Here is a 20579-nt window from a genome sequence, read left to right as displayed (position 1 = left end):
AGATGAGGTTCAAGCGGTTCGGTGCGTCGTTGCTGGTCACCGGGTTGGCCCTGCTGGGCGCCGCTTCCCCGGCCATGGCCCACTCGGAGCTGAAGAGCAGTGATCCGGCGAGGGGCGCTTCGCTGGCGACACCGCCGACGCAGATCAAGCTGACCTTCTCGGGCCCGGTCACCCTCGCCGACGACAACCCGATCCAGATCACCGGACCCGAGAACGCGTCGTGGACGGTCGGCCGGGCGGAGGTCGCCGGATCGGTCGTCACGGCGCCGGTCAAGGCCGTCGGGCCCGCGGGCGAGTACACCCTCCGCTACAAGGTGACCTTCGACGACTCGCACGCCGCGAGCGGCTCGGTGAAGTTCAACCTCAGCGCCCCGGCGGCCGCCCCGAGCCCGTCGAGCCAGGCCCCGGCCAGTAGCCAGGCTCCGGCGAGCAGTGCCGCCCCGGCGCAGCAGGCAGGCGAGACCACTCCCGAAGACCTGGTGCCGTCCTGGGTGTGGATCGTCCTCGCGGTCGCCGTGGTCGCGGCCGGGGCCGTCGTCGCGCTTCGGTTCATTCGTCGGAAGTGAAGCTTCCGCTCGGAATGAATCGTCTCTGAACCGGTGATGAACCGGTGCCTGTCAGCGTGGGGTGTTCCGACCAGCTGAAAGGACGGTTGGCATGACGGGAAACGCACCCCGAGTCGTGGGACAGGTACTGACCGGCGCCGCGTTCACGGTTTTCTTCGGCCTGGTGGGCGCGGGCGCGGCGACAGCCGATCCGTGCACGAGGCTCGCGAGTACCGGTGGCGGTTGCGGGCCGGACAGTGGCGGGAAGAAATTGGAAAGCAAGGCGGAGTTTCGCCCTGCGGCGCCTCAGAAGCAGGAGAAGAAGGCGCCGGCGAAGAAACGTGTGACCCATGTCCGGCCGGACAAGGACGACAAGAAGTCCCACAGGTCGAAGGACGACAAAGACGACAAGAAGGATCGCGACGACGACAAGAAGGACGACCGGAAGAACCGCGACAAGGACGATGAGCGGAAAGGTCGCGACAAGAAGGACGAGAAGCGCGACGACAAGAAGGATCGCGACGAGGACAAGAAGGACGAGAAGAAGGACCGCGACGACGACAAGAAGTCCCACAGGTCGAAGGACGACGACAAAGACGAAAAGAAGGATCGCGACGACGACAAGAAGGACGACAAGAAGGACCGCGACGACCGCAAGGATCGCGGCGGCGACAAAAAAGACCGCAAGGATCGCGACAAGGCCGAAGCCAAGGACGACGACCGAGCCGACGACAACCAGGTCCGCCGCGAGCCCGAACCAGAGCCCGTGGCAGAGCCCGAACTCGTGACCGTCCCCGCGACCCAGCCCGTCCGAGCCGCGACGGTAGCCCCGACGGTCCGGCCGGTGACGGCGACCTCTGTCCCGACCGTCAAACCGGTGAGTCTGAAGAAGCAGGCAACCCCACCGCCGTGGGGCGGCTACGACATCGTCGCCCCGTCCTGGTGCAACGACGGGTGCAAGATGGCCATGAAGTACCTCGAGCCCGTCGTCAAGGCGTTCAACGACGCGATCACCCCGAACAGCACTGAGCTGAAGGTCGAAGGCTTCGACGGCAAGGGGAAGATCTTCTCGATCGAAGGTCACCGGTTCTACGCGCAGGGAACCTGGTACCTCCCGGACGGGACCGCCGGCGGTGAGTACAGCGTCGGTGTCGACGGGAAACTCGAACTGAAGTTCTCGAAGATGCTGATTCCGGAGTTCGAGGCCTCCGCGCTGCTGGGAGCGAAGATCTCCGGTCCCGAACACGAGGCGGACCTGGGTCCGCTGCTGACCAAGGTCAAGCCCGAGGTGTCGGTCGGGGTCGGGGCGAAGGTCGGTGCGGGCTTCGCGCGCGGTGACGACGGCAAGATCCGTTTCAAGGCGGAGGGCGGGCTCACCGGTCCGATCGGGCTCAGTTCCGGCTTCGCGGTCGAGCCCAAAGACGATGTCTTGAGGCATCTGGGGCCGAGGTAGCCTTCCTTCATCGGTGGCCGAGGCAACCTTTCGGCTGGTCAACCGTCGAACGGAGATGAGGAGCAGGGTGGCTCGCGGCGATGACGAGTTCGTCGAGTTCGTGCGGAACTCGGCGACGCGTCTTCAGCATGCGGCCTACCTGCTCACCAGCGACCGTCATCAGGCCGAGGACGCCACCCAGACGGCGCTCGCGAAAACCTATGCGGCCTGGTCGCGCGTACGCCGTAAGGACGCTTACGCGTACGCGCGACAGGTCCTCGTCAACCATGTGATCGACGGCTGGCGGCGCCCGATCCGCGAGAACGCCACGGAGGAAATCCCCGAGCAGCCGAGCGGCCTGGACGTCGCCGGTGCCGTTGTCCAGCGGAAATGGCTCCTTGACGCGTTGCGTACGCTCACAGACCGGGAAAGGGCCGTCGTGGTGCTCAGGCATTTCTTCGACTTGAAGGAATCCGACGTGGCCGGCGAACTGGGTGTCTCGATCGGCACCGTGAAGAGCACCAATTCCCGCGCCCTGAGCAAGCTGCGGATCACCGCGGAGGACGGAACGGAACTGATCGGGGGGCTGGGACGATGACCGACCTCGAGACCCTGCGTTCGGCCTTGCGGGAGCCGCTCGCCGAGGACTTCGCCGAGCCCGACCTCGACGCGATCATGACCAAGGGAAGGCGGATCCGCCGTCGTCGCCGTCTCGCGACGGGCGGGGGCGGGATCGCCGCCGCCGTGGTGACGGTGCTGGTCATCGTCGGCGCGGTCGCGCTCAAGGGCTCCTCCGCCGAACAGCAGCCGCTTCCGCCCGCCGCGAGCGCGCCCACGCCACCGTCGGCACCGGCCCCGGCGCCGACGACCACCGAAGCCCCGTCGGAACAGCCTTTCGGTGCGGCGATCCCGCTCGGGATCAAGGGTGAAGGCGGCCGTGAGCTGGTGATCCACGCCTTCGCGATCGACGAGCCGCAGATGCCGGACGTCAGGTTCGGCCTGCAGGTCGCGTACCGGAACGGGACGGGCGACTACGAGGCGCTCCTGGCCGCCAACGAGTTCAAGGGATCCGACCGGTCGTTCGGTTTCCACGCGGTCGACGGCGGCGACCTGATCCGGGGCACGTTCGTGCCCGTGTTCGGCTACTTCTCGGGTCCGGCGGTGCGGATCACCAGCACCGTCCGCGGGAAACCGGTCGAGGCCACGACCATCCCCTGGAGCGAAGACCCGTCGGTCGTCATCTTCTGGTTCGACCCGGACCAGGTGGAGTCGCCGTACGTGCTGACCCCCCTCATCGCTTACGACGCGAAGGGCCAGCGCCTCACCAAATAGCGCATTTAGTCCTCTGGATGCGGTAGTTGCCGTGGGCAATTACCGCATCCAGAGGACTGAATGCGAGAGATCAGGCCGCGGCCTGCGTCAGCACCTGGTCGACGACGGCGTGCGACGGCAGGATCAGGTCCCGCTCGGTGTCGGCGTCAATCTTGCCTTCGAGCAGGTCGACGAACCGGTCCAGCTGCGTCGCGAGCGGCTCGCGCGCGGTCACCAGTTCCGGGATCTCGATGACGGTCTGCTGGCGGTAGCCGAGGCCGTCCTCGGTGACCGAGTCGTGCGAGACGTGCCGGTAGATGGTGACGTCGCGGCGAAGCAGGTCGATCTCGATCATGCGGTCCAGTTCGGACACCCAGAGCGAGCGGACCTTGCGCTGGCCGAGGCGCGACGCGGAAACCGTGGCGAGCCCGGATTCGAACGACAGGACCGTCTCGATGGTGTCCTCGGCGCCTTCGACCGAGCTCGGGTGGAAGTAGCCCGCGCCGGAGGCGACCCGCTGCGGGGTCGCGCCGCCGAAGAACTGGATCGCCAGGTCGACGTCGTGCACCAGCAGGTCCCACGCGACACCGGTCTTGATCCGCGGCGCGTACGGGCCATGGCGGCGGGCCATCAGGTGGATCGGCTCGTTGACCAGCGCCCGCGCGGTCATCACGGCCGGGTTGTAGCGCTCCAGGAGCCCGCACATCAGCGGGACGTCCTTCTTCGCCGACAGCCCGACGATCTCCTGGGAGAATTCGAAGCCGTTGCACACCGGCTTCTCGACCAGCATCGGCTTGCCCTGGCCCAGGATCTCCTGCGCCAGCTCGTAATGCGCCTCGGTGGCCGAAGCGAGCACGACGGCGTCCACATCGGACAGAGAGCCGATTTCGGGCGTCCACTGGGTTTCGTAGCGTTCGGCGACCTTGCGGCCCGCCTCTTCACGCGGGTCGATCACGCGGACGAGGTCCACGCGCTCGTTCGCGGCGAGGACACGGGCATGCAGCGAACCCATGTTCCCGGTGCCGATGAGGGCGATCTTGTGGGTGCTCATGCGCCGAGTACCTCGCGAACCGTTTCGATGATGGTGTCCAGGTCGGACTCGGAAAGGTGCGGGTGCACCGGCAGGGAAAGCGCCTGCGCTGCGACGGAAGCGGCCACCGGGAAGTCCTCGACCTTCGCGTCGGGGATCAGCGGGTTGTTCCGGTAGCAGTCGTAGTCGAAGACGATCTTCGGGTAGTAGATCCCGTTGCCGATGCCGCGTTCGGTGAGGGCGGCGGCGAGTTCGTCCCGCGAGAGGAAGGCGTGCGGGCCGACCAGCACGGTGTACTGGTGCCACACGTGCTCGCGGCCCGGCAGGACCTGCGGGAGGTCGAGGCCCGGAGTGCCGGCGAGGCCTTCGGTGAGGCGCTTCGCGTTGGCCTGGCGGGCGGCGGTGAGCTGGTCCAGCTTCTCCAGCTGCGGGATGCCGACGGCGGCGTGCAGGTCGGTCATCCGGTAGTTGTGCCCGGCGACCTCGTACTGGTACCGGGCGCGCATGCCCTGGTTGCGCAGCACCCGCAGGCTGTCGGCCAGTTTGTCGTCGTCGGTGGTGATCACGCCGCCCTCGGCGGTGGTCACGTTCTTGGTGGCGTACAAGGAGAAACAGCCGATGCCGAAGGATCCCGACGGCTTGCCCTCGAACGACGCGCCGACGGCCTGCGCCGAGTCCTCGATGACCTTGAGACCGTGCTCGGCGGCCAGCGGCGCGAGCTTGCCCATGTCCGCGGTCTGCCCGTAGAGGTGGACCGGCATGAGGACCTTGGTGCGGTCGGTGATCGCGGCGGCCACGGCGTCCGGGTCGATCGCGAAGTCGTCTCGCCGGATGTCGGCGAAGCGGACGGTCGCGCCGGCTTCCAGGATCGCGTTCAGCGTCGCCACGAAGGTGAACGGCGAGGTGACGACCTCGTCGCCCGGCTTGAGGTCGAGCGCCTGGATGGCGGCGACCAGCGCGGTGGTGCCGTTGTTGACGGCGATCGCGTGCTTCGTGCCGGAAACGCTCGCGAACGCGTCCTCGAAGCGCTTGACCATCGGTCCCTGTGCGATGGCGCCGGATCGCAGCACCTCGACGACGAGGTCCTCCGCGTCGCGGACGTCGACCACGGTAATGGGGATCATCTGCAAGTCTCTCTCGACTGGGCGTTCTGGTGCGTCCGGTACAGTGAGCCGCCGGTTCTGCGCCCGGCCGCCCTCTCTGGCGCGGGCCACACGTTACCGGGACCGCCGAAGCGCCCATTACCCCAGGCTGTCTCCAGCCATGACGAACGGATCTTCACGTGGTGAACCGCATCCACCCGACAGCAGTCATCGGCGAGGGTGTCGAGCTCGGCGAGGACAACGTCGTCGGACCGTTCACGGTCATCGTGGGCCCCACGCGGATCGGGGACGGCAACTGGATCGGCCCGCACGTGACCATCGGCACCCCGGGTGAGGATCGCGGCCGCGAACACCCCGCCGCCTGGGAGACCGCGCCGAACGGTGACCCCGATCACGATGGGCACGGCGTCGTGATCGGCAGCCGGAACCGGATCCGCGAGTACGTCAGCGTCCACCAGGGCACCTGGCGCACCACCACCATCGGTGACGGCGGCTACTTCCTCCGTGGCTCCCACATCGCCCATGACTGCCTCGTCGAGGACGCCGTCACGGTCGCTTCGAACGTCATCACCGGCGGCCACTGCCACATCTGGTCCGGGGCGAACCTGGGCATGGGCGCGATCCTGCACCAGCGGGTCGTGGTCGGCCCAGGCGCGATGGTCGGGATGAGCTCCGCGGTCCGCAAGGAGGTGGGCGCGTTCACCATCGCCGTCGGCAACCCCGCACGGGTGACCGGCGTCAATACGGTGGGGCTGTCCCGCCGCGGCCTGGACGAGGCCGCCATCGAGGCATTGGGACCATGGCTGAAGGGTAAGGCCGGTCTCCCTGAGGACGGGCTGGCCGACCGGCTGCCCGGCGACCTCTCTACCTTGGTGAAGGCGTGGGACGCCCGTCCACGCGACGATCATTAGGAGTACGGACATGGCGGATGTCGCCGGCAAGCTGCGTGAGGTCTTCGTCGAGGCGCTGGACCTCGACGGCGAGGTCGATGTCGAGAACCTGAAGTACCGCGACATCGAGGCCTGGGACTCGGTCGGTCACATGGCGCTGGTCGCGGCCATCGAGGACGAGTTCGACGTGGAGTTCGACACCGACCAGGTGATCGACATGTCCAGCTTCAAGGTCGCCGTCGACATGGTGACCGAGCTGAGCAAATGATTCCTCGCCGGGAAGAAGTACCTCGAAAAGAGTCCAAGTGATGCTGGACGGGAAGGTCGCCCTGGTCACCGGGGGCACCCGGGGGATCGGGCTGGCCACCGCGCGGGCGCTCGCCGAGGCGGGCGCCACCGTGGTGCTGACCGGACGCGACGAGGCGAAGGCCAAGGAAGCGGCCGCCGCGGCGGGGGCCGCGAGCGGGCTCGCCCTGGACGTCACCGACGCCAAGGCCGTGTCGACGCTGGTCCGCGGCGTGGCCAAGGAGCACGGCAAGCTCGACATCGTGGTCGCCAACGCCGGGATCATGGAGGACGCGCTCCTCGGCATGATCCGCGAGGAACTGGTCGACACCACGCTGAGCACGAACGTCGCCGGCACGCTGCACACCGTCCAGGCCGCGGCCAGGGCGATGATGCGCAAGAAGACCGGTGCCATCGTGGTGCTGGCTTCGATCGTCGGTGAACACGGAAGCGCTGGTCAGACGGTGTATGCGGCCTCGAAGGCGGCGGTGGCGAACATCGCGCGTTCGGCCGCGAAGGAGCTCGGCCGCTCCGGGATCCGGGTCAACGCGGTGGCGCCCGGCGTCATCGACACCGACCTGACCTCGGGCCTGACCGAGGACGCCAAGGCCGAGAACATCGGCAAGACCCCACTCGGGCGGCTCGGCACGCCTGAGGACGTGGCGAACGCGATCCGGTTCCTCGTCAGTGATGACGCTTCGTTCATCACCGGGCAGGTGCTGGGTATCGATGGAGGATTAGTTCTGTAATGAGGGCGCGACGTGCGGCTGCCTGCGGCCGGCCGAAGGCCCCGCTATCGGGGTGGCAGGGCAGCCGGTCGGTGAATCCGGCGGGTCAACGCACGACAGCCCTGCCGGACCGATCGCGGTCGGATATCGGTCGGAGGATTGAACAGTAATGACCCTTCTGGGTGTGGGTGCGCGACTGATCGACGTCACGAGCGGAAGGACGCTCGAGGGCGAGGAACTCGACACCGAGGTCACCCGCGTGGGTGCCGCGTTGTCGCTGCTGCCGCCGGGCGCGCTGTTCGCGCGGATGTCGGTGGACCTCCCGAGCGTCCTGAACTACCTCGGCGCGTTCGAGGCCGGCCGCGCGATCGCGCTGATCGACCCGGCGCTGGACGCCGACGTCCTGGCGGGGCTCATCGAGCGGTTCCGCCCGGCCGCCGTGCTGTCCGCGCCGGACGCGCCCGCACCCGAGGGATACGGCGTTTCCGACGGGCTGGGGTCTGACTGGGTCCGGAAGTCCGCCGAAGGTGTCGAGCCGCATCCGCAGCTCGCGATCCTGCTGCCGACCAGCGGTTCCACCGGCAACCCGAAGCTGGTCCGGCTTTCGCGTGGCGCGGTGTTCGCCAACGCCGACGCGATCGCCGAGGTGCTCGGCATCGACCGCCACGAGATCGCGCCGACCAGCCTTCCGCTGCACTACAGCTACGGGTTGTCCGTGCTGAACTCGCACCTCGTCCGCGGCGCGACCGTGGTCATCGAGCCCTCGGGCGTGCTCGGGCGCGGGTTCTGGGACGCGGTCAACGAGCACAAGGTCACCTCGCTCGCGGGCGTGCCGTACCACTACGAGATGCTGCGGCGCCTCAAGTTCGACCCGGCGAAGTACCCGACGCTGCGCACGCTGACCCAGGCGGGCGGCAAGCTCCGCGACGACCTCGTCGCCCAGTTCAACGACAAGATCCGCGAGGTCGGCGGGCGGATGTTCGTCATGTACGGGCAGACCGAGGCCGCCCCGCGGATGACCACCGTCCCGGCGGAACGGCTCGCGGAGAAGCTCGGTTCAGCCGGGCCCGCGCTGCCCGGCGGCTCGTTCGCGATCCGGCGCGAGGACGGTTCCGAGACGACGCATCCGAAGATCGTCGGCGAGGTCGTCTACCACGGGCCCAACGTGATGATGGGCTACGCCGAGGACGAGGCCGGGCTGGCCGCGGGCGACGAATACGGCGGCGTGCTGGCCACCGGCGACCTCGGCTACCTCGACGAGGACGGGTTCCTCTACATCACCGGACGGCTCAAGCGGATCGGCAAGGTCTTCGGCAACCGCGTCAGCCTGGATGATCTCGAGCACGCCGTGCGTTCGGCTTCGGTGGGGATCGACGTCGTGGCCGCCGTCCCGGCCGGGGACAAGGTCGTCCTGTTCGCCGAAGGTGCCGACAAGGACATCTGCAAGGACGCCGCGAAGGCGTTGTCCGAGCGGCTCCACCTGCACACCAGCGGGTTCGACGTCCGCCCGATCGACACCGTGCCGCTGCTGGCCAGCGGCAAGATCGACTACCGGTCGCTGGAGGCCCAGGTATGAGTGTGTTCACGCTTTCGCAGGCTGAGCGCGAGAAGCACTTGCTTCCGCAGCTCGCCGAACTGACCGCGCATCACCGCGAGAACTCCGAGGGGTACGAGCGCATCCTCTCGTCGCTCGGCATCGCGCGGGACGCGGAGTTCGCTTCCATCGCGGACCTGCCGTGGCTGCCGGTGCGGATGTTCAAGACGCACGACCTGCGCAGCATCCCCGAGTCCGAGATCTTCAAGACGCTGACCTCGTCGGGCACCACCGGCGCGGGCGCGTCGCGGATCTACCTGGACAAGGCCGCCGCGGGTGCGCAGACCAAGCAGCTCGGCGCCACGTTGCAGGAGGTCCTCGGCAACGAGCGGCTGCCGATGCTGATGGTCGACACCATCGGCATCATCAAGAACCGCCGTTCGTTCTCCGCGCGCGGCGCGGGCGTGCTGGGCATGGCGAACTTCGGCCGCAAGCACACCTACGTGCTCGACGAGAACGACCAGCCGGACGTCGAGGCGGTCAAGACATTCCTGGCGACGTACGGCGACAAGCCTTTCCTGATCTTCGGCTTCACCTTCATGGTGTGGCAGTACCTCTACGAGGTCGCCCGCGAGCACAAGCTGGACCTCTCCAACGGGATCCTGATCCACTCCGGCGGCTGGAAGAAGCTGATCGACCGCGCGGTGGACAACACCGAGTTCCGCCGCCGGTTCAAAGAGGACACCGGGCTCACCCGGATCCACAACTACTACGGGATGATCGAGCAGATCGGCACCGTGTTCCTCGAAGGCCCGTCCGGGAACTCGTTGTACTGCCCCGATTTCGCCGACGTCGTGATCCGGAACCCGGAGACCTGGGAAGAGCAGCCGGTCGGCGAACCCGGCGTGATCGAGGTCGTCAGCACGCTGCCGCATTCGTATCCGGGGCACGTCCTGCTCACCGAGGACCTCGGTGTCTACAACGGAATCGACGACGGCGACTGGCCGGGCAAGCACTTCTCGGTCATGGGCAGGCTGCCCAAGGCCGAGGCCCGCGGCTGCTCGGACACCTTCCAGGGAGCGGCGGCATGAGCCTGAACCAGCGTTTTCCGCTCGCGGACGCGATCGAGGTCGACAAGCTCGTCGAAGAGCTGCGTGCCGAGCCCGTCGGCGGACGGCTGCGCGTGGGCGACCCGCGTGTCGTCGAGTTCCTGACGAAGTTCGCGCGCAAGCTGCTCGCCCCCGCGACCGCCCGTCGCTTCCCGGAGCTGGCGTCCCTCGGTTTCTTCCTGCGCAAGGGAGAGATCGCCAAAGCACTATCCACTTTGGAAACTTCCGGTGACGCGCTGCGCTTCCCGCGCGGCCTGGTCTTCCACGTGCCGCCGGCCAATGTCGACACGATCTTCGTGTACTCGTGGGCGCTTTCGGCGCTGGCCGGTAACCACAACGTCGTCCGCGTGTCCTCGCGTTCGGCGGGCGCTGCCGAAACGGTGCTGGAGGCGCTGAACGCCGCACTGTCCGAAGTGGACGCAGACACCGCGGCCGCGATCACCGCGACCCAGCGCATGGTCACCTACGACCGCAGCGACGCGATCAGCAGTGCGCTTTCGGTCGCCGCGGACCTGCGGGTGATCTGGGGTGGTGACGCCTCGGTGGCGGCGCTGCGCAAGTACCCGCTCGCGCCGCACGCGCGTGACCTGACCTTCCCGGACCGGTCGTCGTTCGCGGTCGCGTCGGTGCGCGGCTGGCAGAACGCTTCCGAAGCCGAACGCCGGGGCGCGGCCGAGGGCTTCTACAACGACTCGTACTGGTTCGACCAGGCCGCCTGCTCGTCGCCGCGCGCGGTGTTCTGGGTCGGTGACGAAGACGGCGCCCGCGAAGCAGGCCAGGAGTTCCGGCGGCTGCTCGCCGAGGTGCTGGCGACGAAACAGCACGTCACGGAGCCCGCCATGGCCGTGCAGAAGCGGGTCTCTGCGTACGGCGCGGCCGTCGATGGGCTCGTCGACGGCATCGAGTTCCAGGGCAACGGCATCGCGACCCTCGAACTGACCGACCCCGCGATCCTCCCGCGCGAATGGCTCGGCGCGGGCACTTTCGCGAACGCGCGCGTCGACACGCTTTCCGACCTCGTCCCGATCGTGCTCCGCAAAGATCAAACCGTCGGTCAATTCGGCTTCAGCAAAGAAGAATTGACGGAATTCGTGACGGAATTGGCGGGCCGCGGCGTCGACCGGGTCGTTCCGTTCGGCTCGGCCCTGACGTTCTCCGCGATTTGGGACGGCTACGATCTGCTGACCGAGTTCAGCCGCTTGGTGACCGTACAGGCCTGACCTGCGGTGACGAGGTAGCAGCAGAGGAGGTTCAGTGACGACCGTCGAAACGCCCGAAGAGGAGTCTTCGGTTGCTGTAAAACAACCGAAATCCACCAAGGCGAAGATCCTCGACGTCGTCCGCTGGGTCGCCATCCTGCTGGTCGTCGGTTTCGCGGCGAAGACGCTGGTCACCAATTGGGGTGAATTCTGGCGGACCTTGTCCGAGGTCGCGTGGGAATCCTCCACGTTGAGCCTGCTCGCGCTCATCGCCGCGATCATGGTGTCGACCTACGGTTGGCAGGCCATGGTCGACGACCTCGGCAAGCCGATCGGCTACGCCCGCGGCGCGCAGATCTGCCTTGTCGGTTCGCTCGGCAAATACGTGCCGGGTTCGGTGTGGGCGTACCTGCTGCAGATGGAGCTGGGGCGCAAGGCCGGGCTCGCGAGGGCCCGGATCTTCACCGGCTCGCTGATCCAGCTCGGCGTCGGCGTGGTGTCCGCGCTGGTCGTCTCGCTGCTCGCGGCCCCCGCCGTCTTCAGCAACAGCCCGCGGGCACTGTGGCTGTTCGTGCTGATCCCGGTCGGCCTGGCCATGCTGCACCCGCGCGTGCTCACCTGGGGCACGTCGCTGGTGCTGCGGATCCTGCGGCGCCCGCCGCTGGACCACCGGCTGAGCTGGTCGGTCGTCGGGAAGGTCTTCGGCTCGTCGACCGCCGCGTGGGCGCTCCAGGGCGTGCACCTGTGGCTGCTGGCGAACTCCGTCGGCACACCAGGGTTCAGCGGGTTCGTGCTGTGCGTCGGCGCGATGGCCGTCGCGATGACCGTCGGGACGTTCGCGTTCATCCTGCCCAGCGGCGTCGGCGTCCGCGAGGTCGCGCAGGTCGCCGTGCTGACCGCGTCGGGACTCACCGTCGTCCAGGCGACGGCGTTCGCGATCGCCTCCCGGGTGATGTTCACCGTCGCGGACCTGATCACCGCCGGTGGCGCCGCCCTCTCGGCCCGCCTCGTGATCAGCCCCCGCAATTAGTCGACTAATTGCGGCCGTTACGTCTGAGACCGACGCGAGTCGGTAACCCGCAATTAGTCGACTAATTGCGGGGGGTCAGCCGGTAGATCACGGCGTCGGGGTTGCGGTACACCTCGGTCACGAAGTTCAGCCCCTCCAGATCGCGGAGCCCGGCCTGGCGCGGGGCACCGGTCGGGTAGCCGTACTGCCCGAGGATCACCCACCGCACGTTCAGCCGCGCCACCGCCGCCCGCACCTGGGCGTTCGACGGGTACTCGCGGAAGTGCCACTCCAGCAGCCGCGCGTCGGACGGTGACAGCGTCTCGTCGAAATGCCCGGACGTCGTGCGGACGCCGGAGAGCGCGTAGGTCCACACCGTCCCGTCCAGCCGGTCGTTCAGCACGCGCTCGCCGGGTTTCACGAACTCGGCGAGCTTCTCCATCGCGACGACCTCGTCCGGGCTCACCGGCAGCTTGTGCGGATTCACGCCGGGCGTGTTCGCGTAGCCGGGTGCGACCTTCTCCGCATTGGACCGTGCGTAGAAACCGTCGCTCAGGTAGGCCAACGCGCCGAACACCACCACCGCGACGGCGAACGCGGGCACCTTCCGGTGCGCCACGCTGTCCCGGAGCCACGCCTGCGTCTCGGCGAGACCGTGCGCCGCGATGATCGCCAGCGGGATCGCCGCCATCGACATGAACCGGTACGGGTCGTTCCACCACGGCCGTGACAGCGCCAGGACGAGCGGCTGCTCGGACGACGTCACCGCGATGTAGGCGAGCCCGGTGACCAGCGCCGTGACGCCGATCCAGCGCAGCCCGCCCAACCGCGAGAAGAAGATGAAGCCCAGCAGCAACGCGGCCGACAGCCAGACCTGCGGATACGGCTCGTGGTGCTGGAAGCCCAGCAGCGCGCCGAGCGCCGTCGTCGCCCGCCATTCGACCGGCCAGCTGCGGTAGGGCACCTCGCCGTTCGCGAGCCCGATCGCGCCGAACAGCTGCAGCCACGCCACGAAGACCGCGAGGACGCCGACGATCGCCAGCGCGCGCAGGTCCCGGCCGAACCGCCGCCACCGTTCGCCCGGCGCGATCCAGCGTTGCAGCAGGAGCGGCCCGGCGAACAGGATCGCGCCGAACAACGCGGACGAATGCACGCACAGCAGCCCGACAGCGGCGGCCAGCAGCACGAAGCCGGTGTCGGGCGCGGGCCGGTCGAGGTACCGCTTCACCGCGACGGCGGCCAGCGGGGTCAGCGCGAGACCGAGGAGGAACGGGAGCAAAGGTCCCCTGCTCATCGATTCGTACAGGCCCATCACCGGCGCGATGGAGACGAGGGCGACCGCGCCCGCGAACACCGCGCGCCCCCGGAACACGCGCACCATCGTGACCAGCGACAACGCCAGCAGCGCGGGCAGCAGCGCGGTGTTCACGTCCAGCGTCAGCGGGATGGTCGCCGGGCTGAGCAGGTACACGACCGAAGCGAGCAGGTGGTACGCGTTGGGGTAGAACACCGGCGCCGCGTCGCCGTACCAGTTGACCTCGCCGGTGCCGAACAGGCCGCCGTTCCCGGTTTCGGCGATCTGCCGGACACCGTTGGCGTGATAGACGGCGTCGAACCCCTGCGGGATGGCGTCCAGCCTGCCCATCCCGCGCACCACCGCGTACATCCCGACGGCGGCCGCGAGCAGCAGGCACGCCCCGACGGCGAGGTGCCCGGAGCGTCCCCACAGTGGCTCCTCCGGCGCGGGCGGCCACCGGCGCAGCGTGAGCCGCCGCAGACCGAACGCGACTCCGGCGAACAAGGCCGTCGCCACCGCGTACGTCACCGGGTCGAACGGGAGCCCGAGCGCCGCCGCCCACGGCCCGGCCAGGCCACCGATGGCGTAACTCAGCAACGGCGTCATCCCCGCGAGCACCCAGCCGCGAAGGCCGGCGGCGAGCCCGGTGAGCAGACCGGGGAGGCCGATGACGAGCAGCGCGACGTACAGCGTGACGACGTCTGCCGACAGGGAGGTTTGGGTGGGCACGGGCTACCTCGGATGGGGGGAATCCGCACAGAACCCCCGAGGTGCGGAACGGAATGGGCAGCCAGATTAACCGCCGGGGGCCGTTACCCGAAGGAGTCACATCCTGCGCGGCGAAAGGGGGGAAGGTTGCCTACTTTGTGCACACTTGCTGGCCCATTCGTGTCAATTGACTGCGCCGAAAGAAACGCACCGGCGTGGTGATCGATACTTGACCGTAGGTTTTCGCACAGCCCGGGAGAGTGGGGATCAGGTGGTGATCGCGCTTGTCGTCGCCTGGTTCCTGGTCGCGATCTTCGTCCTGGCGGCCTGGCCGAAGATCGGCGCGGACAAGGCATGGCGCGCCTGCGCGCTGATCTCGACCCTCGTTTTCTCGCTGGTGCACCAGCTGATGTTTTCGACCATCGCGGAGGACGCGTACGTCACCTTCCGCTACGCCCAGAACATCGCCGACGGCAACGGCCCGGTGTTCAACCCCGGCGAGCGGATCGAGGGCTACGCGAATTTCCTCTGGATGATCGTGATCGCGTTGCCGAAGGCCGCTTTCGGTGCCGACATCGAGACGTCGGCGATCGTGCTCGGCGTGCTCGCCACGCTCGGCGCGGTCCTGCTCGCCCATGTGACGGTGAACCGGGTGGTCGCGCGGGCGGCCGGTGAGGCGCGCCCGGCCTACGGCGTGGCCGCCGCGGTGCTGGTCGCGGGCGCCGGAGGGCTCGCGGCGTACGGCGGATCCGGTACCGAGACGCCGTTGTTCGTGCTGCTCGTGTTCGGTGTCTTCGCCTCGCTCGCGGCCAGGCGGCCGGTGGTCGCGGGGGTGCTCGTCGCCTTCGCGACGATGACGCGCCCGGCGGGGTTCCTGTTCGCGGTACTGGTCGGGATCTGGCTGGTCATCGCGGCCCTGCGCGGCCGCTACACCTGGTGGTCACCGGTGGGATGGCTGCTCGGCGGGCTCGTCTTCGCGGCGCCGTGGACGGCCTGGCGGGTGACCTACTACGACCATGTCCTGCCGGCTTCGGTCGTCATCCCCTTCGACCTCGAGCTGCCCGCCCGGATCGACGCCGGGTGGCGGTATCTGTCGGGTTTCTCGCTGGTCCACCAGGGATTCCTGCTGCTCGGCCTGATCTCGGCGGTGGCCCTGCTGCTGCGCCGCACCGGCCGGACGCCGCACGAGGCCGAAGCCAGGTCGCTGACCTGGCTGATGCTGGCCACCGCCGTCGCGCTCACCGGTTTCGTCGTGTTCTTCGGTGGCGACGCCGGGCCCGCCTGGCGACTGCTCGCGCCGATCCCGCCGCTGCTGTCGGTGGCGGCCGTCTCGGTCTACGGCCTGCTCGTCGCGAACGCGAAGCCGAGCCCCCGGCCGCGTCCGCCGGTCCAGCGGCTGATGCCCGCCGCCGCGGTGGCGTTGTCCGGGCTCGCGGTGCTGGTGTCGGTGTTCAGCCCGGAGATGCTGGCCCGCGTGCGTGCCTGGCACGATCACGGCGCGCAGATGGAGGAGATCGGTCGCTGGCTCGACGCCTACCTCCCGCCCGGTTCGGTCGTGAGCACCTCCGCGCCCGGCGTGCTGTCGTATCACGCCGGGACGCGACTGCAGATCGTCGGCGTCCGTGGCCAGACCGAGGAAACGGGCGAGGCCGTCGTCTTCCGGCGGCATCCGACGATCGCCGTCGTCACCGACAGCGGCTACTCGGCGAAGCAGACCTGCGTCATCGACCCGGCGTACGCGTCCAGGTACCGCGTCTCGACCTTCGCGCGTGTAGGAACCTCATCGTGGATCACGGTGTTCCCGCGAGCGGACGTCGAGCGCGCGGTCACGTCGGCCCTCGACCGCTCGCCCGATTTCCGCCACGTACCGTGCCCTTCGTGAGTGTCGTTTCCCCCAGCAGACCGGCCGCGCCTGAGACGTCCTCGCGCCTGATGGGCCTCGGTGTGTTCGCCGCCGCGCTCACCGTGCTCCTGGTTCGTTTCCTCGTGCCGCGGCCGGTCGCGATGTCCGACAACGGTGACGGCTTCCGCGTGCTGTGCGGCGCGGGCATCCCGTGGAAGGGCAAGCCGGAGGGATTCGTCCACCTCGCCTACACCGTCCCGGCCGGCGAATGCGACGCCACCTATCTCCTGACCCAGAGCTGGTTCGCGCGGATCGCGCGGTCGATCGGCGGGCTGCTCGGCCTCGAATCGACGCTCAGCCTGGTCGTCCTCGGCGTGCTCACCAGCGTTCTCGCCGCCGCGGCGGTCGCGCTGATCGTCGTCGGGCTGCCGTACTCGCGCCGCGTCCGCGGTTTCGCGGCCGCGGGGCTGCTGCTGGTCGTCGCGGACTCCGCGTTCTTCGGCTACTTCGCCTCGGTGCTCGGCGAAGGTGCCGCCTTCCTCGGTCTCCTGCTCGCCGTCGGGGGCTTGCTGCTCGCCGCGCGGCCCGGCTGGTGGCGCTACGCGGGCCTTGCCGTGCTGCTCTTCGGCGGCCTGATCGCGGTCAACGCGAAGGTCCAGACGCTGATGATCCTGCCGTTGCTCGCGCTCGCCGCGCTGCTCGTCCGTCCTGCGGGCGTCCGCGGTCTGAAGCGCTGGCTTCCCGTGGTGTTCGTCATCGGCGCGCTCGCCGGCGGCACGGCCTACGCGCAGCAGACCGTCGAACCGGCGAAGCTGCCCGATGGCTCGCTCGCCGCGCGGCCGGGCGACGATTCACGTGAGATCAACATGTTCAACACGATCTTCCTGACCATTGTGGACGGTCGGCACGACACCGGGGCCGACCTCGCCGCGCTGGGGCTGCCCGCCTCGTTCGGCCAGTACGCGGGCAACGGCTGGTGGCATCCGAACCCCGCGACGCAGGACCCCGAGTACCCGAAGTACCGCGAACAGATCAGCAGACGCAACGTCGTCGAGTACCTCGCGACGCACCCTTGGCGCACCGTCGAGATCCTGGACCGCGCGGCGGGCGATCTGCTGACCGCGAGGCCGCCCTACCTCGGCAGCTTCGACCGGTCGGCGGGCTTCGCCCCGGAAACCCAGGAATACCGCGTCCCGATCGTTTCGACCGCGACGAAACTGCTGGCACCGCTGGGTTTCTTCGCCCTGCTGCCGATATGGGCGCTGATCGCCTGGCGTGGCTGGAAGACCCGGCGCGCCGCGCTGGGGGTGGTGCTGGGCTTCCTGCTCGCCGTCGCCGCCGGGCAGTTCGTGCTTGCCGCGCTGGGCGACGGCTTGGAAAACGTCAAGCACCAGGTGATCGCGCTGTACTGCACGGTGCTCGGCGTCGCACTCGCGTTGGTGACCTTCGCGCGCTCGGAGTGATGTGACCTACGCGACCGTAGGTTGGTTACCCTACGGTAGCGTAACCTGAACGAATGGCTGAGCTCGTTTACCCGCCCGTCATCATGGCGGCGAAGTTGATGTTCCGGGTGCTGGACAACCGCATCCGGGTGGAGGGGACCGAGCACATCCCGTCGACGGGCGGGGCGGTCATCGCCTGCAACCACGTGAGCTACCTCGACTTCATCTTCTGCGGGCTCGGCGCGCAGCCCGCGAAACGCCTGGTCAGGTTCATGGCGAAGAAGGAGATCTTCAGCAACCGCATCGCCGGACCGCTCATGCGCGGTATGCACCACATCTCCGTCGATCGCGGCGCCGGTCTCGCGTCGTACCGCGAAGCCGTCGAGCGCCTGAAGGCCGGCGAGGTCGTCGGTGTGTTCCCCGAGGCGACGATCAGCCGGTCGTTCACCGTGAAGGACATCAAATCCGGCGCGGTCCGGATGGCCGCCGAGGCGGGTGTCCCGGTCGTGCCGATGGCGCTGTGGGGCACGCAGCGGCTGTGGACCAAGGGCCGCCCGAAGGACCTCACCAAACGCCACGTCCCGATCTCGATCCTCGTCGGCGAGCCGATGCACCCGAAGGCGGACGAGGACGCCGAAGTCCTCTCGAAGGACCTTCGCGTGCGGATGTCGGCGCTCGTGGACCGCGTCCAGGCCGGCTACCCGGAGAAGCCGTCGTCCGACGACGAGCGCTGGTGGCTGCCGGCACACCTCGGCGGCACCGCTCCGACGCCTGAAGAAGCCGCGAAGCTCGACCGCGAAGGCCGCTAACCCGCGTCTATGGACAGGTACGCCGACGGTCGCAACACGGCTTGGCGATTGACCGGTTTTTCGAAGCGGACCGAGTTCCTGGAGACCGAGTTCTCGATCACTCGTGAGCAGATGATCGAGATCCGTCCCCTCTTCGACGTGGGCGACGATCACTGGATGGCCCTCGGCTACGAGGTCACGCCCGCTGTCTGGCCGGACATCGAGCGGGTGCTGCGATGTGGCCCGCCGGACCCCGGCCTCGACTACTTCGTCGAGGGATACGCCACGGACCGCTAGAACCAGCGTTCGAGCACCTGCGCGACGCCGTCCTCGGAGTTCGGCGCGGTCACCTCGTCGGCGGCGTCGAGGGCGTAGCGGTGCCCGTTGGCCATCGCGACGCCGTGCCCGGCCCAGCCGAGCATCTCGACGTCGTTCGGCATGTCCCCGAACGCGATCACCCGCTCGGCCGGGACGTCCAGCCGCTCGGCGACCTCGGCCAGGCCGGTCGCCTTCGTGATGCCGTGCGCGGCGATCTCGATCAGGCCGGTGTTGGTCGAGTAGGTGATGTCGACCGAGCCGTCGAGCACCTCGCGTGCCGCCCGCGCCATCTCGTCGGAGTTCATCCCGCGCCTGCTGATCAGCAGTTTGATCGCCGGATGGCCGAGCACCTCGGCCCGCGGTGCCTCCGTGCCCTCGTGGTTGCCCCACGGGTTGTGGTAGTCCGGCTCGATCACGAAGTTGCGCATCTCCGGGTCGAGCGCGGACTCGCCGACCCGCTCCGCGGCGAACCGGCAGCCGGGCAGAGCGTGATCAAGAGCACTCACCGTGTCGTGCAGCAGCTGAGGTTCGAGCAGGCCGTGGACCGCCACGATCCGGTCCGTCCCGATCTCGTACAACACCGCGCCGTTCGCGCACACCGCGTACCCGGTCAGGCCCAGCGGGTTCGCGATCGGGGCGATCCAGCGCGGCGGGCGGCCGCTGGCCAGCACGAACGGCACTCCGGCTTCGGCGACGCGCCGGACGACGTCGATCGTGCGTTCGGACAGGACCTCCAGCGGGCCGAGCAGGGTTCCGTCGACGTCGGAGGCGATCAAGAGGGGCTTTTCCACCGGCACATCATCCCCGATGATCCGCCCATCGGGCGAAGTGTCGGTCTGGACCAGTACCTTCCCGGGTGTGCGCGTAGGCATCGTGATCCTTCCGGAAGATCGTTGGTGGGCGGCCGAGCCGAAATGGCGGGCCGCCGAGGAATACGGCTTCGACCACGCTTGGACGTACGACCACCTCGGCTGGCGGACCCTCGTCGACGGCCCGTGGTTCAGTGCGATGCCAACGTTGACGGCGGCCGCGATGGTGACGTCGCGGATCAGACTGGGCACCTTCGTCGCCTCACCGGTCGCGCGGCATCCCGTGCCGTTCACCCGCGAGCTGACCACCCTCGACGACATCTCCGACGGCCGCTTCATCCTCGGCGTGGGCGCCGGCGTCACGAACACCAGCTACGACGCCGTCGTCCTCGACGGCCCCGAGCTGTCGGTCAAACAGCGCACGGATCGTTTCGCCGAGTTCGTCGAAGCGCTCGACGGGCTGCTGATGACAGACGGCTTCGACTTCGACGGCGAGTACTACCGGGCCAAGGGCGCGCGGAACCAGCCCGGCTGCGTGCAGCGGCCGCGCTTGCCGTTCCTGGTGGCCGCGAACGGTCCGCGCACGATGACGCTCGCCGCGCGGTTCGGCGCGGGCTGGGCCACGACGGGTGGCAAAGCGGACACCCAGGACGAGTGGTGGAAGGGCGTCGCGGAGCTCGTGAAGACCTTCGACGAGCGGCTCGACGTCGTGGGCAGGGACAAGGCGGGCGTGCAGCGGTTCCTGAGCCTCGACTCGGCGCCGGTCTTCTCGCTCTCCAGCGCGGGCGCGTTCGCCGACGCCGCCGGGCGGGCCGGGGAGCTGGGCTTCACCGACATCGTCACCCACTGGCCGAGGTCCGGGGACTACTACGTCGGCCGTGAGTCGACCCTCGAAGAGGTCGCGAGCGACGTACTCCCGGTACTCCAGGGAAGAAGTTCTTAGGCCGATCGGGTGACATCGGCGGGCCGGGTAAACCGGTTCCGCCCAGTGGTCGTCTGACAGACGAGTACAGCGAGTGGGTGTGGCCGACGACGGCTGCCCCTCATGGGTCACCCCGGGGGTGAATGGGGGACCGAGGCTCGGGGGGGGGGGGGGGGGGGGGGGGGCCCCCCGCCCCCGCCGGGGGGGGGGGGGGGGGGGCCCGGCCGACTGGGGGGGGGGGGGTGAAAGAGAGGCCCGGGGGGGGGGTGGGGGTGAG

General features: G+C 68.8%; 20 protein-coding genes. 16 read left to right on the top strand and 4 right to left on the bottom strand.

The annotated features are described in order from the left end of the window. Positions 1–2 precede the first annotated feature (2 nt). From ACZ3HL_RS28120 to ACZ3HL_RS28105, 4 genes are all read left to right on the top strand, one after another. On the top strand, positions 3–566 hold the full coding sequence (locus tag ACZ3HL_RS28120) for a copper resistance CopC family protein (protein ID WP_465534661.1): 564 nt from the start codon (positions 3–5) through the stop codon (positions 564–566). Between the two features lie 91 nt (positions 567–657). Then, a complete protein-coding gene (locus tag ACZ3HL_RS28115; RefSeq protein ID WP_465534660.1) occupies positions 658–1998 on the top strand; it encodes a hypothetical protein in 1341 nt (446 codons plus the stop codon). Positions 1999–2065: 67 nt separating this feature from the next. Continuing rightward, positions 2066–2575 (top strand): SigE family RNA polymerase sigma factor, encoded by a 510-nt coding sequence (locus ACZ3HL_RS28110; RefSeq protein ID WP_465415027.1) that lies wholly within the window; start codon positions 2066–2068, stop codon positions 2573–2575. Further along, entirely contained in the window at positions 2572–3309 is a 738-nt protein-coding gene (locus ACZ3HL_RS28105; protein WP_465534659.1) for a hypothetical protein, read from the top strand. The genes ACZ3HL_RS28110 and ACZ3HL_RS28105 overlap by 4 nt, the downstream gene beginning before the upstream one ends. A gap of 70 nt (positions 3310–3379) precedes the next feature. Here ACZ3HL_RS28105 and ACZ3HL_RS28100 read toward each other — a convergent pair whose 3' ends face one another. Next, positions 3380–4339 (bottom strand): Gfo/Idh/MocA family protein, encoded by a 960-nt coding sequence (locus ACZ3HL_RS28100; RefSeq protein WP_465534658.1) that lies wholly within the window; start codon positions 4337–4339, stop codon positions 3380–3382. Further along, positions 4336–5442, bottom strand: a complete 1107-nt coding sequence (locus tag ACZ3HL_RS28095) for a DegT/DnrJ/EryC1/StrS family aminotransferase (RefSeq protein WP_465414680.1) — start codon at positions 5440–5442, stop codon at positions 4336–4338. Before ACZ3HL_RS28095 ends, ACZ3HL_RS28100 begins: the two co-directional genes overlap by 4 nt. Before the next feature lie 158 nt (positions 5443–5600). Between ACZ3HL_RS28095 and ACZ3HL_RS28090 the strand changes: the two genes are divergently transcribed. The 7 genes from ACZ3HL_RS28090 (at position 5601) to ACZ3HL_RS28060 (ending at position 12196) form a co-directional block, all read left to right on the top strand. Then, positions 5601–6332, top strand: a complete 732-nt coding sequence (locus ACZ3HL_RS28090) for a UDP-N-acetylglucosamine acyltransferase (RefSeq protein WP_465534657.1) — start codon at positions 5601–5603, stop codon at positions 6330–6332. A 10-nt stretch (positions 6333–6342) separates the two neighbouring features. After that, the gene (locus ACZ3HL_RS28085; RefSeq protein ID WP_465534656.1) at positions 6343–6579 is read left to right on the top strand and encodes an acyl carrier protein; all 237 of its coding nucleotides are present in this window, start codon (positions 6343–6345) and stop codon (positions 6577–6579) included. Positions 6580–6619: 40 nt separating this feature from the next. After that, complete coding sequence (locus ACZ3HL_RS28080) at positions 6620–7345, top strand: SDR family NAD(P)-dependent oxidoreductase (RefSeq protein WP_020632875.1); 726 nt, start codon at positions 6620–6622, stop codon at positions 7343–7345. 148 nt (positions 7346–7493) lie between these two features. Continuing rightward, positions 7494–8900 (top strand): AMP-binding protein, encoded by a 1407-nt coding sequence (locus ACZ3HL_RS28075; protein ID WP_465534655.1) that lies wholly within the window; start codon positions 7494–7496, stop codon positions 8898–8900. Continuing rightward, positions 8897–9949, top strand: a complete 1053-nt coding sequence (locus tag ACZ3HL_RS28070) for a LuxE/PaaK family acyltransferase (RefSeq protein ID WP_020632877.1) — start codon at positions 8897–8899, stop codon at positions 9947–9949. The genes ACZ3HL_RS28075 and ACZ3HL_RS28070 overlap by 4 nt, the downstream gene beginning before the upstream one ends. Next, positions 9946–11187 carry an acyl-CoA reductase gene (locus tag ACZ3HL_RS28065; RefSeq protein WP_465534654.1) on the top strand — a complete coding sequence of 414 codons (1242 nt, stop codon included), beginning with the start codon at positions 9946–9948 and terminating at the stop codon, positions 11185–11187. Before ACZ3HL_RS28070 ends, ACZ3HL_RS28065 begins: the two co-directional genes overlap by 4 nt. Before the next feature lie 34 nt (positions 11188–11221). Beyond that, on the top strand, positions 11222–12196 hold the full coding sequence (locus tag ACZ3HL_RS28060) for a lysylphosphatidylglycerol synthase transmembrane domain-containing protein (RefSeq protein WP_465534653.1): 975 nt from the start codon (positions 11222–11224) through the stop codon (positions 12194–12196). A gap of 61 nt (positions 12197–12257) precedes the next feature. On the opposite strand, the gene ACZ3HL_RS28055 is transcribed toward ACZ3HL_RS28060, so the two are convergent. Then, complete coding sequence (locus ACZ3HL_RS28055) at positions 12258–14201, bottom strand: DUF6541 family protein (protein ID WP_465534652.1); 1944 nt, start codon at positions 14199–14201, stop codon at positions 12258–12260. Positions 14202–14451: 250 nt separating this feature from the next. On the opposite strand from ACZ3HL_RS28055, the gene ACZ3HL_RS28050 reads away from it, so the two are divergent. From ACZ3HL_RS28050 to ACZ3HL_RS28035, 4 genes are read left to right on the top strand one after another with little or no spacing between them, the layout of a single operon-like run. Next, a complete protein-coding gene (locus tag ACZ3HL_RS28050; protein ID WP_465534651.1) occupies positions 14452–16062 on the top strand; it encodes a hypothetical protein in 1611 nt (536 codons plus the stop codon). A 50-nt stretch (positions 16063–16112) separates the two neighbouring features. Next, complete coding sequence (wsfD, locus tag ACZ3HL_RS28045) at positions 16113–17486, top strand: glycan biosynthesis hexose transferase WsfD (RefSeq protein WP_465534734.1); 1374 nt, start codon at positions 16113–16115, stop codon at positions 17484–17486. 53 nt (positions 17487–17539) lie between these two features. Then, a complete protein-coding gene (locus ACZ3HL_RS28040) occupies positions 17540–18274 on the top strand; it encodes a lysophospholipid acyltransferase family protein (RefSeq protein ID WP_126732442.1) in 735 nt (244 codons plus the stop codon). A gap of 9 nt (positions 18275–18283) precedes the next feature. Continuing rightward, positions 18284–18550 carry a DUF7683 domain-containing protein gene (locus ACZ3HL_RS28035; protein ID WP_465414700.1) on the top strand — a complete coding sequence of 89 codons (267 nt, stop codon included), beginning with the start codon at positions 18284–18286 and terminating at the stop codon, positions 18548–18550. Here ACZ3HL_RS28035 and ACZ3HL_RS28030 read toward each other — a convergent pair. Further along, entirely contained in the window at positions 18547–19347 is an 801-nt protein-coding gene (locus tag ACZ3HL_RS28030) for an HAD family hydrolase (protein WP_465534733.1), read from the bottom strand. The genes ACZ3HL_RS28035 and ACZ3HL_RS28030 overlap by 4 nt on opposite strands. An 82-nt stretch (positions 19348–19429) precedes the next feature. Here ACZ3HL_RS28030 and ACZ3HL_RS28025 point away from each other — a divergent pair, with 82 nt between their 5' ends. Next, entirely contained in the window at positions 19430–20323 is an 894-nt protein-coding gene (locus ACZ3HL_RS28025; protein WP_465534650.1) for an LLM class flavin-dependent oxidoreductase, read from the top strand. Positions 20324–20579: the final 256 nt, after the last annotated feature.

It is taken from the genome of Amycolatopsis sp. NPDC000009 (assembly GCF_055563465.1).
Note: the sequence above shows the minus strand (reverse complement) of the source record. Positions and strands in the feature narration are given on the sequence as shown.

Coding starts and splice junctions, on each gene's coding strand:
- ACZ3HL_RS28120 (WP_465534661.1), top strand. CDS start 3: ATGAGGTTCAAGCGGTTCGGTGCGTCGTTGCTGGTCACCGGGTTGGCC.
- ACZ3HL_RS28115 (WP_465534660.1), top strand. CDS start 658: ATGACGGGAAACGCACCCCGAGTCGTGGGACAGGTACTGACCGGCGCC.
- ACZ3HL_RS28105 (WP_465534659.1), top strand. CDS start 2,572: ATGACCGACCTCGAGACCCTGCGTTCGGCCTTGCGGGAGCCGCTCGCC.
- ACZ3HL_RS28100 (WP_465534658.1), bottom strand. CDS start 4,339: ATGAGCACCCACAAGATCGCCCTCATCGGCACCGGGAACATGGGTTCG.
- ACZ3HL_RS28095 (WP_465414680.1), bottom strand. CDS start 5,442: ATGATCCCCATTACCGTGGTCGACGTCCGCGACGCGGAGGACCTCGTC.
- ACZ3HL_RS28085 (WP_465534656.1), top strand. CDS start 6,343: ATGGCGGATGTCGCCGGCAAGCTGCGTGAGGTCTTCGTCGAGGCGCTG.
- ACZ3HL_RS28080 (WP_020632875.1), top strand. CDS start 6,620: ATGCTGGACGGGAAGGTCGCCCTGGTCACCGGGGGCACCCGGGGGATC.
- ACZ3HL_RS28075 (WP_465534655.1), top strand. CDS start 7,494: ATGACCCTTCTGGGTGTGGGTGCGCGACTGATCGACGTCACGAGCGGA.
- ACZ3HL_RS28070 (WP_020632877.1), top strand. CDS start 8,897: ATGAGTGTGTTCACGCTTTCGCAGGCTGAGCGCGAGAAGCACTTGCTT.
- ACZ3HL_RS28065 (WP_465534654.1), top strand. CDS start 9,946: ATGAGCCTGAACCAGCGTTTTCCGCTCGCGGACGCGATCGAGGTCGAC.
- wsfD (WP_465534734.1), top strand. CDS start 16,113: ATGGGCCTCGGTGTGTTCGCCGCCGCGCTCACCGTGCTCCTGGTTCGT.
- ACZ3HL_RS28040 (WP_126732442.1), top strand. CDS start 17,540: ATGGCTGAGCTCGTTTACCCGCCCGTCATCATGGCGGCGAAGTTGATG.
- ACZ3HL_RS28035 (WP_465414700.1), top strand. CDS start 18,284: ATGGACAGGTACGCCGACGGTCGCAACACGGCTTGGCGATTGACCGGT.